Below are 15,578 nucleotides of genomic sequence, written 5' to 3' on the forward strand. Positions count from 1 at the left end.
CAGTGTGACACATCATGGAAGAACGTCAACCACAATGGGATGCCACGCAGGAGCGGATCCTCGATGCCGCGGATGCGCTGATCGCCCGGCGAGGCGTCCGCGGTGTGACGATCGCCGAGCTCGCCCGCCGAGCCGAGCTCAGCCGGCCGACGATCTATCGCAGCTGGAGCGACGCCGACGATGTCGTCCGCGCCTCACTGCTGCGCCGCGTCGCCCGCATCCTCGCCACGTTCCCCGCGTCGCCGGGGAGTCGGTCCGAACTGGTCGACGACGTCCTGCGGTTCATCTCGCTCTTCCGCGAGGATCCGCTCTACGCGCATCTGCTCGCCGACGAACCCGAAGCCTTCACCCGTTACACGCTGGAGCGCGTCGGATCGAGCCAGCGGCTCATCCTGACCTGGCTCGCCGCAGCGATCGGTGCGGCCCAGGACGACGGATCCGTACGGAAGGGCGTGCCGGACGAGATCGCCGTGATGCTCCTGCTGATCGCGCAGTCCGCCGTCCTCTCGCACGGAACCGTGTCCGACCTCATTCCCGAGACCGCGTGGGAGCGGGAGCTTCGGGCCGCTCTCGACGGCCTGCTCCGACCATGACCGCCCACTCCTCCGCCCTCAACGCCGCCCGACGTCGGACCGACCTGGTGCTCGCGTCCGAGGAGACCGCCGACGTGCTCGTGGTCGGCGGCGGGATCACCGGGGCGGGGGTCGCCCTCGATGCGGCGTCACGAGGACTGCGCGTGACGCTGATCGAAGCGGAGGACCTCGCGTTCGGAACCAGCCGATTCAGTTCCAAGCTCGTCCACGGCGGTCTCCGTTACCTCGCCACCGGCGACGTCGCCACCGCGAGGGAGAGCGCGGCGGAACGCCATCTCCTGATGACGGCGATCGCACCGCACCTGATCCGCCCCCTCGGACAGCTGCTGCCCTTCAGCGCGGACGTCACGATGCGCCAGCGCGGAGCCGGAGCGGTCGGGATGGCCCTGGGCGACTTGCTGCGGGTGAAGGCACGGACGCCACGGACCGTGCTCCCCCGCCCGCACCTCGTCTCCACCAGGACGGCGATGCGGCTCGCCCCGGCGCTCGACCCGCCAGGCCTGAGGGGCGGGATGCTCTCCTACGACGGACAGCTGGTCGACGATGCCCGGCTGGTCGCCACGGTGGCTCGCACCGCGGCCGCTCGCGGCGCCCGTATCCTCACCCGCGTCCGCGCGATCACCCTCCGCGGAGACGGCGCCACGGTGCAGGACACGATGAGCGGCGAGAGGTTCGAGGTCAGGGCCCGCGCCGTCGTCAACGCGACCGGCGTCTGGGCCGGCGCCCTCGACGGGTCCATCCGGGTGCGCCCGAGCCGTGGCACCCACCTCGTGCTCGACGCGGCCGATCTCGGACAGCCGACGACCGCGCTGACGATCCCGCACGAGGGATCGATCAGCCGGTACGTCTTCGTGCTGCCCCAGGCCCACGGGCGCGTGCTCGTGGGCCTCACCGACGAGAACGCCCCCGGACCGGTCCCCCGCATCGCCCAGCCCACCGAGGCCGAGATCGACTTCCTGCTGCGCACGCTCAACCGGGTGCTGCGAGAGCCGATCGGGCGCGACCGGGTGCGAGGAGCGTTCGCGGGGCTGCGACCGCTCGTCGACAACGACACCGCGGCCACAGCGGACATCTCGCGGCGACACCTGGTCGCCGTCTCCGAGACAGGGTTCGTCACGGTTCTCGGGGGCAAGCTCACCACCTACCGGCGGATGGCGGAGGACGCGGTCGACCTGGTGGCGCAGACGCGACGACTCCGCGCCGCTCCGAGCCGGACCGCCTCGCTGCGGCTGGTCGACCGTGCCGTGCCTGCGGACGCTGCTCCGCTCGACGAGGCGACAGGGCTGAACGCGGCCGAGGTCGAGTTCGCGGTACGCAGCGAAGGGGCGATGACCGCGGACGACGTGCTCGATCGGCGCACGCGCATCGGACTCGTGGACACGGACCGCGAGCGATGCCTCCCGGTCGTCGAAGCACTCGTCGCCCGCACCCTCGCCGGCCTCGGCTGACCCGCCCCGCGGATCCGCGGCCGTCCGTATCCGGGGCGCGGCACAGCGGCGAACACGGAGCGAACAGCGGATGAACTCCGCTGCTCCGGGCTCCCGCGCGACGTCAGGACCGGTGCCGACCCGGCACAGTGGTGACATGGACATGCTCTTCACCATGCTGGGCGGCAAGGGGATGTCGGGGCTGCTGAAGACCGGCACGGCGATCCTCACCATGCTCCTGGTGCTGCCGGCCCTCCTGAAGCTCTTCGTCGTCACGGTCGACGAAGGATGGGCCGCGATCCGCACCCGCAACGGCAAACCCATCATCCGCAACCGTCCGCAGCGCCGCCCGAGCAACCGCGGCGGGGCCGTCGGCGAGGTGGTCGTGCTCGACCCCGGATCGCACGGGGCCTTCCCGCTGTTCTTCTGGTACCGCCTCATCGACGTGCGCTGCCGTGCCACCGATCTCCCTGTGCGTGAGCTGGCCGGAGCGACCGGGCACCAGCACCGCGTCCATGCCTCTTTCGAGTGGCGTCCGATACCCACGGGGCGAGACCTGAGGGTGTTCGAGCTCGACGTGGTGAACGTGACCGAGCGGGCCTCCAACATCGTCGGTGCAGCGCTGCGCGACGTGGTCCGTGGTCTCGACGGCCCCCAACTGCCGCACAACGACGAGATCAACACGCGCGTGATCGCCGCCAGCGCGGACGAGGTGCGGCGCGCCTGCGGCGTGGAGCTCGTCCGCGTCATGGTCACGGGCGACGCGCTCACCGACGGCTACCTGCTCTCCACGGCGCTGCGCGACACCGATCGCGGGGCGCAGGCCGTCGCGGCCCTGCACGCGCTGAACTGAACGCCCGGGGGCCGTGGACCCCGGGAACCGCTCAGCGGCGCTCGTGCAGGGGAAGGTCGATCGTGCCCGTCTCCCCGGCGTCGCGCGCCTTGGGGATGCGGGTGCCGAGCACCTGCGACACGATGTCCTGGGCGATCTTGGGGGCCGTGAGCCCGGCGTCGGCCAGGATCTGGTCGCGCGAGGCGTGGTCGATGAACTCGTCCGGCAGACCCAGCTCGTCCACCGCGGTGTCGATCCCCGCCTCACGGAGCACCTGACGCACGCGCGTGCCGATGCCGCCGACGCGGATGCCGTCCTCGAGGGTGATGACGAGACGGTGGTGGCGGGCGAGTTCGACGATCGACGGCTGCACCGGGATCGCCCAGCGCGGGTCGATGACGGTCGCCCCGATCCCCTGCGCCCGCAGGCGGTCGGCGACGTCCAGCGCCAGCTCGGCGAACGGGCCGATCGCGACGATGAGCACGTCCTCGGACTCGCCGCGGGCGAGCACGTCCACGCCGTCCTCCAGACGCTCGATGGCCGGGAGATCCGCGGCGACCTCGCCCTTCGGGAACCGGATCACGGTCGGCGCATCCGATACCGCGACGGCCTCGTCGAGCGCCTCGGTCAACCGGGCACCGTCACGCGGAGCGGCGATGCGGATGTGCGGCACGATCTGCAGCATCGCCAGATCCCACATCCCGTGGTGGCTGGGTCCATCCGGTCCGGTGACGCCGGCGCGGTCCAGGACGAAGGTCACACCGGCGCGGTGCAGCGCGACGTCCATCAGCACCTGGTCGAAGGCGCGGCCCATGAACGTGGCGTACAGGGCCACGACGGGGTGGAGCCCGCCGAACGCGAGTCCGGCCGCGGAGGCCACGGCGTGCTGCTCGGCGATGCCGACGTCGTACACCCGGTCGGGGAAGCGCTCGGCGAACGGTGCGAGCCCCGTGGGGCGGAGCATCGCCGCGGTCATGGCGATCACGTCCTCCCGCTGCTCGCCCACCGAGACCAGCGCCTCGGAGAACACGTCCGTCCAGCCGCGTCCCCCCGAAGACAGCGTCTCCCCCGTCGTCGGGTCGATGCGTCCGACCGCGTGGAACTGATCGGCGTCGTCGTCGCGCGCGGGCTGGTAACCCCGCCCCTTCTCCGTGATGGCGTGCACGATGACCGGCGCACCGTACGACTTCGCCAGCTCGAGGGTCTCCAGCAGCGCGGGGAGGTCGTGTCCGTCGACGGGGCCGAGGTACTTGATGTCGAGGTTGGAGTACAGCGCCTCGTTGTTCGTGAAACGCGACAGGAAGCCGTGCGTGCCCCCGCGGACACCTCGGAACACGGCCCGCCCGACGGGACCGAAGGCACGGAAGAGACGGTCGGACCTGTTGTGCAGGTCCTTGTAGGCGGCTGCCGTCCTGACGCGGTTGAGGTACCGCGACATGCCGCCGATCGTCGGGGCGTAGGAGCGGCCGTTGTCGTTGACGACGATCACGAGGTTGCGATCGTTGTCGTCGGAGATGTTGTTCAGCGCCTCCCAGGTCATGCCGCCGGTGAGTGCGCCATCGCCCACGACGGCGACCACGTGGCGGTCCGCGCGTCCGGTCGCGGTGAGGGCGCGTGAGACGCCGTCCGCCCAGCTGAGAGAGCTCGACGCATGCGAGGACTCCACGACGTCGTGCGGGCTCTCCGCGCGCTGGGGGTAGCCGGCCAGACCGCCGCGCACCCGCAGTCCGGAGAAGTCCTGACGGCCGGTGAGCAGCTTGTGCACGTAGGACTGGTGCCCGGTGTCGAAGATGAAGGGGTCCTCCGGCGAGGAGAACACGCGGTGCAGCGCGATCGTCAGCTCGACGACGCCCAGATTCGGTCCGAGGTGGCCCCCGGTGCGCGACACGTTCTCGACGAGGAACGCACGGATCTCCGTGGCGAGCTCCTCGAGCTGCTCGGTCGACAGCCCGTCCAGATCTCGGGGTCCTGAGATGCTCGGAAGAATGGGCATCTGCGCCTCCTCACAGGCTCCGCCGGAAGCGCCCGACGACGGTGCGGGCACCTCACGATCCTACCCCGCGACCCTCGGAGACCCCGGTGAGCGGACACCCCCTTGACACGACGGAGGGGCCCGTGTCCGAAGACCCGGGCCCCTCCGTCTGCGCGCTCAGACCAGCGAGCGCAGCACGTACTGCAGGATGCCGCCGTTGCGGTAGTAGTCCGCCTCACCGGGGGTGTCGATGCGGACGACCGCGTCGAACTCGATCGGCTGCTTGCCCTCGGGCGAGTGCTCGCTCGGGGTGGCGGTGACCTTGACGGTCTTCGGGGTGACGCCGTTGTTGAGCTCCTCGAGCCCCGTGATCGAGACGATCTCGGTGCCGTCGAGGCCCAGCGACTCCCAGCTCTCCCCGGCGGGGAACTGCAGGGGGACGACGCCCATGCCGATGAGGTTCGAGCGGTGGATGCGCTCGAAGCTCTCCGTGATCACGGCCTTGACGCCCAGGAGGCTCGTGCCCTTGGCCGCCCAGTCGCGCGACGAGCCGGAGCCGTACTCCTTGCCGCCGAAGACGACGAGCGGGGTGCCCTGCTCGGCGTAGTTCATGCACGCGTCGTAGATGTACGACTGCGGGCCGCCCGGCTGCGTGAAGTCGCGGGTGTAGCCGCCCTCGACGACCTGGCCGTCGTTGACGGCCGAGACCATGAGGTTCTTCAGGCGGATGTTCGCGAACGTGCCGCGGATCATGACCTCGTGGTTGCCACGGCGCGAGCCGAAGGAGTTGAAGTCCTTGCGGTCGACGCCGTGCTCGGTGAGGTACTGGGCCGCGGGCGTGCCGGGCTTGATGTTTCCGGCCGGCGAGATGTGGTCGGTGGTGACCGAGTCGCCGAGCGTCGCCATCACGCGCGCGCCCTCGATGTCCTTGACCGGAGTGAGCTCCATGGTCATGCCGTCGAAGTACGGCGCCTTGCGGACGTAGGTCGAGTTCTCGTCCCACTGGAACGTGTCGTCATCCGGCGTGGGCAGGTTGCGCCAGCGCTCGTCGCCGTCGAAGACGGTGGCGTACTGCTTGATGAACTGGTCGCGCGAGATCGACGAGTCGACGATCTCCTGCACCTCTTCCGGCGACGGCCAGATGTCCTTGAGGAAGACGTCGTTCCCGTCCGCGTCCTTGCCCAGGGCGTCGGTCTCGAAGTCGAAGTGCATCGACCCGGCCAGCGCGTAGGCGATGACCAGCGGCGGGCTCGCCAGGTAGTTCATCTTCACGTCGGGGCTGATGCGGCCCTCGAAGTTGCGGTTGCCCGAGAGGACGGCCGTCACGGCGAGGTCGTGCGAGTTGATCGCCTCGGAGACCTCTTCGATCAGCGGACCGGAGTTTCCGATGCAGATGGTGCAGCCGTAGCCGACCGTGTAGAAACCGAGGCCCTCGAGGTCCTTGTCGAGGCCGGACTTCTCGTAGTAGTCGGTGACGACCTTCGAGCCGGGGCCGAGCGTGGTCTTCACCCACGGCTTCTGCTTCAGGCCCTTCTGGAGCGCCTTCCGAGCCACGAGACCGGCGGCGATCATCACCGACGGGTTCGACGTGTTGGTGCACGAGGTGATCGCGGCGAGGGTGACCGCACCGTTGTCGAGGGTGTACTTCTCACCCTCGGGAGTCGTGACCGGAACCGGGTTGGAGACGTTGCTCGGCGCGCCGCTGCTGATGTGGACGGGACGCGTGGTCGGCTCCTCCTCGCCGGGGACCTGACCGGGATCGGACGCCGGGAAGGAGTGCTTCGACTCGAGGTCGACGATGTCCTCGCTCGTCGAGGGGGTGGCGTAGTTCAGGATGTCCTGCTCGAACTGCGTCTTGGCCTCGGAGAGGAGGATGCGGTCCTGCGGACGCTTCGGGCCGGCGATCGACGGCACGACCGTGCCGAGGTCGAGCTCGAGGTACTCGCTGAACACGGGCTCGTGCGACGCGTCGTGCCAGAGCTTCTGCTCCTTGGCGTACGCCTCGACGAGCGCGACGGCCTCTTCGCTGCGGCCGGTGAGGCGCAGGTACTCGAGGGTGACGTCGTCGATCGGGAAGATCGCGGCGGTGGAGCCGAACTCCGGCGACATGTTGCCGATCGTGGCGCGGTTCGCGAGCGGCACGGAGGCGACGCCCTCACCGTAGAACTCGACGAACTTGCCGACGACGCCGTGCTTGCGCAGCATGTCGGTGATGGTGAGCACGACGTCGGTCGCGGTGACGCCGGCGGGGATGTCGCCCGACAGCTTGAAGCCGACCACGCGCGGGATCAGCATGGAGACGGGCTGGCCGAGCATGGCCGCCTCGGCCTCGATGCCGCCGACGCCCCAGCCCAGCACGCCGAGGCCGTTGACCATCGTGGTGTGCGAGTCGGTGCCGACGCAGGTGTCGGGGTACGCCTGGAGGACGCCGCCGTTGGTGCGGTCGTAGATCACCTTCGCCAGGTGCTCGATGTTGACCTGGTGGACGATGCCGGTTCCGGGCGGCACGACCTTGAAGTCCTGGAACGCGGTCTGACCCCAGCGCAGGAACTGGTAGCGCTCGCCGTTGCGCTCGTACTCGATCTCGACGTTGCGCTCGAGAGCGTTCTCGGAGCCGAACAGATCGGCGATCACGGAGTGGTCGATCACCATCTCGGCGGGCGAGAGCGGGTTGATCTTGTTGGCATCGCCACCGAGCGCCGTCACGGCCTCGCGCATGGTGGCGAGGTCGACGATGCACGGGACACCCGTGAAGTCCTGCATGACCACGCGCGCCGGCGTGAACTGGATCTCGGTGTTGGGCTCTGCCGCGGCATCCCAGGACCCGAGCGCCTCGATCTGCGCCTTCGTCACGTTCGCGCCGTCCTCGGTGCGGAGCAGGTTCTCCAGGAGGACCTTGAGACTGAAGGGGAGCTTCTCGAAACCGGGCACCGTGTCGATGCGGAAGATCTCGTAGTCGGTGCTGCCGACTGTCAGGGTGCTCTTGGCACCGAAGCTGTTCACCGTGGACACGAATCCGTCTCCTTCTATTCGGATGGGAGCGACAGGCGCCTCCATCTTGCTCGCCAGCGAGCTCCTGCGGCTAGCAAGGCGCACCTAACCAGTCTGCTCCGCACAGCCCGCGGGCGAAAGCCTGCGATTTATCTTGATGTCAAGATAAATCTATCACGCCTCCGCGCGCTTCTCGTCCTCCGGCACGCGGGGGTGGAGTGCCCGTACGACGAGCCACGTGACGGCGATCAGGGGCGCGAACAGCGGCAGGCCCATGATGAGCTTGAGCGTTCCGAGCGCCGTCACGTCGCCGGACAGGTACAGCGGCAGCTGCACAGCGAGACGAGCGAAGAACAGCGCGGCCCAGGCGATCCCGAGCCAGAAGTACGCGCGGCGCTTGCGTCGATCCTGACGCCAGGTCGTGCCCTCCCCCATCAGGAAGCCGACGGCAAGGCCGATGAGCGACCAGCCGATCAGGGCGGAGACGAGGATGACCGTCCCGTACGCGGCGTTGGTGATGAGGCCGGGGACGAAGTTGTCGGCCCCGCGACCGGTCCACAGCGCCAGGGCGGCCGCGGCCACAGCGGCGATGAGCCCGCCGAGAGCGGCGGACGGCGGGGATTTCTGCAGGAGTCGGATGATCGTGAAGACGGCGGCCAGGCCGACCGAGACACCCAGGGAGAGGATGAGCGGCTTCGGCGCGATCGTGAACAGGACGACGAACGCGAGGCTCGGCAGCACGGATTCGAGGATGCCGCGCCAGCCGCCCATCGCGGACCACACGACCTTGTGGGTGCTCGCGCTCTCCGCCGGGTCGAGGCCGGCCCGGCGGGCTGCGGTGCCGAGCGCCTCGCCGAGGATGTCGGAGGCGCGCCTCTCCCGCTCGGCGTCGGACTCGGGGGTGCTCACGCGGAGCCCGGCGTCGCCGGCATCTTGAGGGGGATGAGATCGCGCGGCGGCATCGGGGCGCCGCCGCGGACGACCACGATCGAGCGGAACAGGTCTTCGACCTTCGCGGCGGCCTCGGGGTCGGACGCACCGGCGCCGCCGATCACGCCGCGCAGGAACCAGCGCGGCCCGTCGATGCCGATGAAACGCGCGAGCCGCAGCCCCGAGCCCTCGGCGGCGGTCGCGGGGACCTCGGCGAGGAGCTCCTTGCCGAGGGGGCCTTCGCGTTCCTCCACACGGCCGCCCTGCGCCTTGACCTGGTCGCGCAGCTGGACGCGGGTCTCGTCCCAGAGCCCACCCGTGCGCGGGGCGGCGAAGGGCTGCACCTGCAGCGAGGAGTCGGCGTAGTCGAGTCCGACTGCGACGATGCGCTTGGACTGCTCCTCGACCTCCAGGCGCAGGTTCAGCCCCTCGCGCGGGAGGATCTTGATCCCGCCGAGGTCGATGTACGGGCGGACGGGGTTCGCCTCGGAGTCGTCGAAGGGCCCTTCGACGGCCCGGTTCGCCGGCGCGGACTTCGACGGCGTCTCGTTGTTGTCAGTCATTGGCCTGCCCTGCTTCGTTCGGGATGTTCCCTGCCTGGTATCCGGTGGAGCCGAATCCGCCGGCACCGCGGACGCTCTCCGGCAGCTCGTCGACCGGGATGAACGTCGCACGCGTCACCGGCATGATGATCAGCTGCGCGATGCGATCGCCGACCGCCACATCGTACGCGCTGTTGTTGTCGGTGTTGATCAGGCTCACCTTGATCTCGCCGCGGTAGCCCGCGTCGACGGTGCCCGGCGAGTTCACGATCGAGATGCCGTGCTTGGCGGCGAGCCCGCTGCGCGGGACGACGAAGGCCGCATATCCGTCGGGGAGTGCGATCCGCACGCCGGTCGCGACGAGCGCCCGCTCCCCCGGCTCGAGGTGCACCGCCTCCGCGGCGACCAGATCGGCGCCGGCGTCACCCGGATGCGCGTACCCGGGCACCACTGCGGCGATAATGGGGACATCAACGGAATCGGTCACCCCATGAGGCTAATGCAGAACCCCGCCACAGACGCACGTCCCCGCTACCGCGAACGACTCGCCCCCAGCCTCTGGCTGCTGGTCACCGTCGCCGTCGCCGGGCCCATGGTCTCGCTCGTCTTCGTGCCGATCGGCTCGACGGTCGCCCTCGTGCTCGGGGCGGCGGTGTCGGCACTGCTCGTGCTGGGGTTCATCGCGGCGACGCCGGTGGTCTCGGTCGAGGGCACCGTGCTGCGCGCCGGCCGCGCGCACATCGACGTCCGGTTCCTCGGAGAACCGGTGGCGCTCACCGGCGAGGAGGCCAGGCAGGCGCGCGGCCCTGCTCTTCCCGCTCGGGGGTGGCACCTCATCCGCGGCGGCATCGACGGCGTGGTCGTGGTGCCGGACATCGATCAGGACGACCCGGTCGACACCTGGACGATCTCCAGCCGCACCCCGGATCGCCTGGCCGCGGCCATCCGCGCCGCACAGGGCTGAACGCGCCCCGCCCCGCAGACGACAGCGCGCCCCGGACCGCGGAGGTCGGGGGCGCGTGAGACGTCGCTCGGAGGACTGCTTACGCAGCGCACTCCTTGCAGATGGGCCCGGATGCGCCCTCGTGGTCGAGCTGCGAACGGTGCTTCACGAGGAAGCAGCTCATGCAGGTGAACTCGTCCTGCTGCGGGGGCAGCACGACGACGTCGAGCTCGAGATCGGAAAGGTCGGCACCCGGGAGGTCGAAGCTCGACGGGTTGTCGGAGTCTTCGTCCCCGCTTGAGCCGGAGAGCTTGTCCGGCACACGCTCCTTCAGGGCTTCGATCGACTCGGAGTCGTCTTCGCTCTTTCGGGGGGCGTCGTAATCGGTTGCCATGCGGTAGATCTCCACTTTCATGGTGCGAGTGGGTGGTGCGCCGTCGGGTATTCGGCGGCCATAGTTTGCACGACCGGGGAACATAACGCAAATGCTCGTCCGTGCGACAGACCAAACTCACGGCACGCCCAAGCTATTCCCGGTCGGGGCGCCGCGCGCGTGACACCATGAACGCACACCCATCAGAGGGGCATTCGCATGGAAAACGTCACCATCGTCGGCACAGAAGCAGGAGTCCTCGTACTCGCGACAGAGTCGGGCGAGCGGTTCGCGCTGCCCATCGACGACATGCTTCACCGCGAGATCCGCCGCGCGACCCGACAGGCAGAGCCGTCTGCGCAGAAGCTCGCCGCGAGCCCGCGTGACATCCAGGCGCAGATCCGCGCCGGACTCACCGCCGCCGAGGTCGCCGAACTGCTGGGCATCAGCGTCGAGGACGTCGCCCGCTTCGAGGGACCGGTTCTGGCCGAGCGCGAGCACGTGATCGGCCAGGCGCTCGCGGTGCCCGTGCTGATCGGCAACGAGGTCGAGCCCGACGCGCAGCCCACCTTCGGCGACGCCGTCCGCGCCAAGCTCGCCGAGGTCGCCGCGACCTCCGAGCGGTGGGCGAGCTGGAAGGAGGACTCGACCTGGACGATCAAGCTCGAGTTCACCGCCAACGACGTCGAGCACGATGCGCGCTGGAGCTTCGACCCCCGGCGCAGCGCGCTCTCCCCGCTCAACGCCGACGCCACGCAGCTGTCGCGACAGGGCTCCCTCCCCGAGGGCCTGATCCCCCGCCTGCGCGCGGTCGAGGCCGAGCGGGTCGCTTCTCCGTACAAGGACGACAGCCGATTCGACTCCGGAGCCTTCGGCCCTCGCCTGCTGCCCACGCCCGATGCGGAGCACGAGGACCCCTCGCTGCCGACGCGCTCGGATGTGGCAGCGCAGGATGCCGCGATCAAGCGCGCGCCCGCGGCCCAGACGACCAGCCCCGAGACGGCCGACCTCCTCGAAGCTCTCCGCCGCCGCCGCGGGCAGCGGGAGACGGCACCGATCCTCGACGAGATGGACGACGAGGAGCGCGCCGAGCAGAGCCCCATCGCGCTGTTCGACGCGCTCGAGCAGCCGGAGGAGCCGGAGCCCCCTCAGCCGGCCCCGCAGCAGCCCACCGCCGCCGAATCCGGGGAGTCGGGCGGGCGCAAGCGTCGTCGCAACGCCATGCCGTCGTGGGACGAGATCGTCTTCGGCGCACGCACCGACGAGTGAGTCGCGCGGCGCTGACCTCTCAGACCAGGCTCAGCGCGCGAAGGATCCGAGCCGGACGAGCGGGACCTGTCGCTCCTCGGGCGTCATAGCTCCGTGCTGACCGACCATGCCGCGTCCGCGCTGATCCGCCGCGGTGCCGTCGTACACGGCCCATGCGCCGCGGGCGACGGCCAGCACGTCACCGATCCGCGACTCCGCCGCCGCCGTGACCGTCGGGCCGAACAGCCCGGCGCGCACGGCCTCGTCCCGCGTCACGACATCCGCGATGCCGTCCAGATCCGAGCGCCAACGCGCCACGACCGCTGCAGCATCCGCATCCGGTTCGAGATAGGCGTGCAGCATCCGCGGCTCGCCGCCGATGTGACGGATGCCGTCGAGATGCTCCTCGTCGAGCACGGCCTGACGGCTCCCCGGCACATCGACCATGCCGTGATCGGATGTGACGAGCACCCCCACACCGGGTGGCACGCGCGCCGACAGGGCGGCGTCGACATCCTCCAGGGCTGCAACCCACTCCGCGGAGGCGACGCCGTGCTTGTGACCGGCCTTGTCGACCTCGGGCAGATAGCAGTAGACGAGCGAGCCGGGGTGGGCACGCGCGAGATCGTAGGCGGCTTCGATGCGCGCCGCCGCGGTCGTCGCCGGGACGAACTCCGCCCCGCGGAGCGTCGCCTTCGTGAAACCGCTGTGCGCGTATCCGGCGAAGCCGACGGCGAAGCTCTCATGTCCAGCGCGCTCCGCACGCTCGAAGACGGTCGGCGCGGCCTGCCATGTGAGCGGGTCGATGCCGTCGCTCTCCCACCCGCTGAGCTGGTTCACCAGCAGGTCGCGCGATCGGTCGAGCACGCGGTAGCCGACGAGCCCGTGCTCCCCCGGCCAGACGCCGGTCACGATGCTCGTGAGCGCGGCCGCGGTCGTGGAGGGGAACACCGACTGGGCGACATCCTTCTTCGCCATACCCGCCGTCAGCGCGCGGGCGTGTCCGGCGTGACCGCGGAGGCTGATCGCACCGAGGCCGTCGATCACGACGAGCACCGCCGACTCGGCCCTCGGCAGCAGCACGGATTCGCCGCGGAGCGCGGCGAGCAGGTCGTCCGCCACCCCGACGACGCTCCGGGTGCTGGGCGGCTCGGACGGTAGCATGAGGGACATCCGAGCCAGTCTGACACAGGCTCCCGTACGCCCTCAGGAAGTCCATGCCGAAAACCCCGCCGCCCGAGCCCGTCGAGGAGCGCATCCAGGACATCGACCTCTCCACGGAGATGCAGGGTTCGTTCCTCGAGTACGCCTACTCCGTGATCTACTCGCGAGCCCTCCCGGACGCACGCGATGGCCTGAAGCCGGTCCAGCGCCGCATCCTCTACCAGATGTCCGAGATGGGCCTCCGGCCCGACCGCGGTCACGTCAAGAGCGCGCGCGTCGTCGGCGAGGTGATGGGAAAGCTGCACCCGCACGGCGACTCGGCGATCTACGATGCGCTCGTCCGACTCGCCCAGGAGTGGGCGCTGCGCGTCCCCCTGGTCGACGGCCACGGCAACTTCGGCTCCCTCGACGATGGTCCCGCGGCCGCGCGGTACACCGAGGCGCGCCTCGCTGCCGCCGCCCTCGCCCTCACCGAGAACCTCGATGAGGACGTCGTCGACTTCATCCCCAACTACGACGGCCAGTTCCAGCAGCCGGCCGTGCTTCCCGCCGCCTTCCCGAACCTGCTGGTCAACGGCGCGAGCGGCATCGCGGTCGGCATGGCGACCAACATGGCGCCGCACAACCTCATCGAAGTCGTCGCGGCGGCCACGCACCTGCTCGAGAACCCGGATGCGACCACCGAGGACCTGATGGAGTTCGTCCCCGGACCGGACTTCCCCTCCGGCGGCATCCTGATGGGCCTCGACGGCGTCAAGGATGCCTACACGACGGGTCGCGGGGCGCTCAAGGTCCGCGGCAAGACCTCGATCGAGCCGCTCGGCCCGAGGCGCACGGGCATCATCGTGTCGGAGCTTCCCTACATGGTGGGCCCCGAGCGCCTGATCGAGAAGATCCGCGACGCCGTGCAGTCGAAGAAGCTGCAGGGCATCAGCGATGTCACCGATCTCACCGACCGCAACCACGGGCTGCGCGTCGCCATCGGAGTCAAGACGGGCTTCGACCCGAACGCCGTGCTCGAGCAGCTGTACCGGCTGACCCCGCTGGAGGACTCCTTCAGCATCAACAACGTCGCACTGGTCGACGGCCAGCCGCGCACGCTCGGCCTCAAGGAGCTGCTGAGCGTCTACGTGGGGCACCGCCTCGAGGTCATCACGAGACGCAGCCGCTATCGCCTCGCCCGTCGGGAGGAGCGCCTGCACCTCGTCGAGGGTCTGCTCATCGCGATCCTCGACATCGACGAGGTCATCCAGGTCATCCGGTCCTCCGACGACTCGGAGCAGGCGCGCACGAGGCTGCGCTCGGTGTTCGACCTCAGCGAGCTCCAGGCGGAGTACATCCTGGAGCTGCGCCTGCGCCGGCTCACCAAGTTCTCCCGGATCGAGCTGGAGAGCGAACGCGATGCGCTCCTGGCGGAGATCGCCTCCCTCCGCGAGCTCCTCGGCAGCCCGGTGCTGCTGCGTGCCGCCGTCGCCAGAGAGCTCGACGCGGCTGCCGACGCCTACGGCACCCCGCGACGCACGCTGCTGATGAACGCGGCGCCGCCGAAGCCGCGGGCGACCAAGGGCGCCGCGGACCTGCAGATCGCCGACGCCCCGACCGTCCTCGCCCTGTCGACGACAGGGCGTGCGGTCCGTGTGGATCTCGCGGAAGGTCAGGAGCTGGCCGTTCCGGCGCGCCGCAGCAAGCACGACGCGATCCTGGCGACGGTCGAGACCACCGTCCGCGCCGAGATCGGTGCGCTGACCAACCTCGGGCGCGTGGTGCGGTTCTCCCCCGTCGACCTTCCGTCCGTGCCGGCCACGTCCGTCCAGCTCGCCGCGGGCACACCGCTGCGCGACTACCTGGGCATCACGACCAAGGGCGAGCGGATCCTCGGCTTCGTGCGGTTCGACAGCGACGTCCCGGTCGCGATGGGAACCGCGCAGGGGACCGTCAAACGCATCGTCCCGTCGACTCTGCCCGTGCGGCCCGACCTCGAGGTCATCGGCCTGAAGGCCGGGGACGCGGTCGTCGGCGCGGCGGAGGCTCCGGACGATGTCGAGCTCGTGTTCGTCACCACCGATGCGCAGCTGCTGCACTTCCCGGCATCTGCCGTGCGCCCGCAGGGTGCGCCCGCCGGAGGGATGGCCGGCATGAAGCTCGGGTCCGACGCGTCCGTTCTCTTCTTCGGTGCCGTCGACCCGGCATCGGACGCCGTCGTCGCGACGGTCTCCGGCGCGGAGAGCATCCTCCCCGGCACCGACCCCGGGCGCGCGAAGGTGTCGTCCTTCATCGAGTACCCGGGCAAGGGACGAGCCACAGGCGGTGTCCGCGCCCACGCGTTCCTGAAGGGCGAGGATCGTCTCACGGTCGCGTGGGTCGGCCCGAATCCGCCGCAGGCCGTCGACCCGACCGGCGCGGTGCGCAAGCTCCCCGAGTCGGGAGCCCGCCGCGACGCCTCCGGGCAGCCGATCGACGGCGTGATCGGCAGCATCGGCCGCACCATCGTCTGATCGCCCGCCGCAGACGGAGAAGGGGAGGGAACCGGTCGCCCGGGTCCCTCCCCTTCTCCGCGCGGTGA

General features: G+C 70.1%; 13 protein-coding genes. 6 read left to right on the forward strand and 7 right to left on the reverse strand.

Going from position 1 to position 15,578, the window contains the following annotated elements; translation table 11 throughout:
• The first annotated feature begins 14 nt into the window (after positions 1–14).
• The 3 genes from F6A08_RS11895 to F6A08_RS11905 all read left to right on the forward strand — a co-directional run bounded on the left by F6A08_RS11895 (position 15) and on the right by F6A08_RS11905 (position 2,873).
• Entirely contained in the window at positions 15–593 is a 579-nt protein-coding gene (locus F6A08_RS11895) for a TetR/AcrR family transcriptional regulator (RefSeq protein ID WP_017202196.1), read from the forward strand.
• Complete coding sequence (locus F6A08_RS11900) at positions 590–2,041, forward strand: glycerol-3-phosphate dehydrogenase/oxidase (protein ID WP_017202197.1); 1,452 nt, start codon at positions 590–592, stop codon at positions 2,039–2,041. Before F6A08_RS11895 ends, F6A08_RS11900 begins: the two co-directional genes overlap by 4 nt.
• Positions 2,042–2,177: 136 nt before the next feature.
• The gene (locus tag F6A08_RS11905; RefSeq protein WP_017202198.1) at positions 2,178–2,873 is read left to right on the forward strand and encodes an SPFH domain-containing protein; all 696 of its coding nucleotides are present in this window, start codon (positions 2,178–2,180) and stop codon (positions 2,871–2,873) included.
• A 31-nt stretch (positions 2,874–2,904) separates the two neighbouring features.
• Here F6A08_RS11905 and dxs read toward each other — a convergent pair whose 3' ends face one another.
• The 5 genes from dxs to dut all read right to left on the reverse strand — a co-directional run bounded on the left by dxs (position 2,905) and on the right by dut (position 9,774).
• Positions 2,905–4,845 (reverse strand): 1-deoxy-D-xylulose-5-phosphate synthase, encoded by a 1,941-nt coding sequence (dxs, locus tag F6A08_RS11910; RefSeq protein ID WP_151459533.1) that lies wholly within the window; start codon positions 4,843–4,845, stop codon positions 2,905–2,907.
• Between the two features lie 156 nt (positions 4,846–5,001).
• Positions 5,002–7,836 carry an aconitate hydratase gene (locus F6A08_RS11915; protein WP_017202200.1) on the reverse strand — a complete coding sequence of 945 codons (2,835 nt, stop codon included), beginning with the start codon at positions 7,834–7,836 and terminating at the stop codon, positions 5,002–5,004.
• A 153-nt stretch (positions 7,837–7,989) separates the two neighbouring features.
• Positions 7,990–8,724, reverse strand: coding sequence for a DUF3159 domain-containing protein (locus tag F6A08_RS11920; protein ID WP_017202201.1), 735 nt, complete (start codon positions 8,722–8,724; stop codon positions 7,990–7,992).
• The gene (locus F6A08_RS11925) at positions 8,721–9,308 is read right to left on the reverse strand and encodes a DUF3710 domain-containing protein (protein WP_124895596.1); all 588 of its coding nucleotides are present in this window, start codon (positions 9,306–9,308) and stop codon (positions 8,721–8,723) included. The genes F6A08_RS11920 and F6A08_RS11925 overlap by 4 nt, the downstream gene beginning before the upstream one ends.
• Positions 9,301–9,774: a dUTP diphosphatase gene (gene dut, locus F6A08_RS11930; protein WP_026049727.1), complete on the reverse strand. Its 474-nt coding sequence runs from the start codon at positions 9,772–9,774 to the stop codon at positions 9,301–9,303. Before dut ends, F6A08_RS11925 begins: the two co-directional genes overlap by 8 nt.
• Positions 9,775–9,786: 12 nt before the next feature.
• On the opposite strand from dut, the gene F6A08_RS11935 reads away from it, so the two are divergent.
• Positions 9,787–10,251 carry a DUF3093 domain-containing protein gene (locus tag F6A08_RS11935; protein WP_017202203.1) on the forward strand — a complete coding sequence of 155 codons (465 nt, stop codon included), beginning with the start codon at positions 9,787–9,789 and terminating at the stop codon, positions 10,249–10,251.
• Positions 10,252–10,330: 79 nt separating this feature from the next.
• On the opposite strand, the gene F6A08_RS11940 is transcribed toward F6A08_RS11935, so the two are convergent.
• Complete coding sequence (locus F6A08_RS11940; RefSeq protein ID WP_026049728.1) at positions 10,331–10,624, reverse strand: DUF4193 domain-containing protein; 294 nt, start codon at positions 10,622–10,624, stop codon at positions 10,331–10,333.
• 198 nt (positions 10,625–10,822) lie between these two features.
• Between F6A08_RS11940 and sepH the strand changes: the two genes are divergently transcribed.
• On the forward strand, positions 10,823–11,872 hold the full coding sequence (gene sepH, locus F6A08_RS11945) for a septation protein SepH (protein WP_017202205.1): 1,050 nt from the start codon (positions 10,823–10,825) through the stop codon (positions 11,870–11,872).
• Between the two features lie 30 nt (positions 11,873–11,902).
• Here the strand turns inward: sepH and F6A08_RS11950 are convergent, their stop codons facing one another.
• Positions 11,903–13,024: an alkaline phosphatase family protein gene (locus F6A08_RS11950; RefSeq protein ID WP_026049729.1), complete on the reverse strand. Its 1,122-nt coding sequence runs from the start codon at positions 13,022–13,024 to the stop codon at positions 11,903–11,905.
• A 44-nt stretch (positions 13,025–13,068) separates the two neighbouring features.
• Between F6A08_RS11950 and F6A08_RS11955 the strand changes: the two genes are divergently transcribed.
• On the forward strand, positions 13,069–15,510 hold the full coding sequence (locus tag F6A08_RS11955) for a DNA gyrase/topoisomerase IV subunit A (RefSeq protein WP_017202207.1): 2,442 nt from the start codon (positions 13,069–13,071) through the stop codon (positions 15,508–15,510).
• The last annotated feature ends 68 nt before the right edge of the window (positions 15,511–15,578 follow it).

This window comes from Microbacterium algeriense (genome assembly GCF_008868005.1).
Lineage (GTDB): Bacteria > Actinomycetota > Actinomycetes > Actinomycetales > Microbacteriaceae > Microbacterium > Microbacterium algeriense.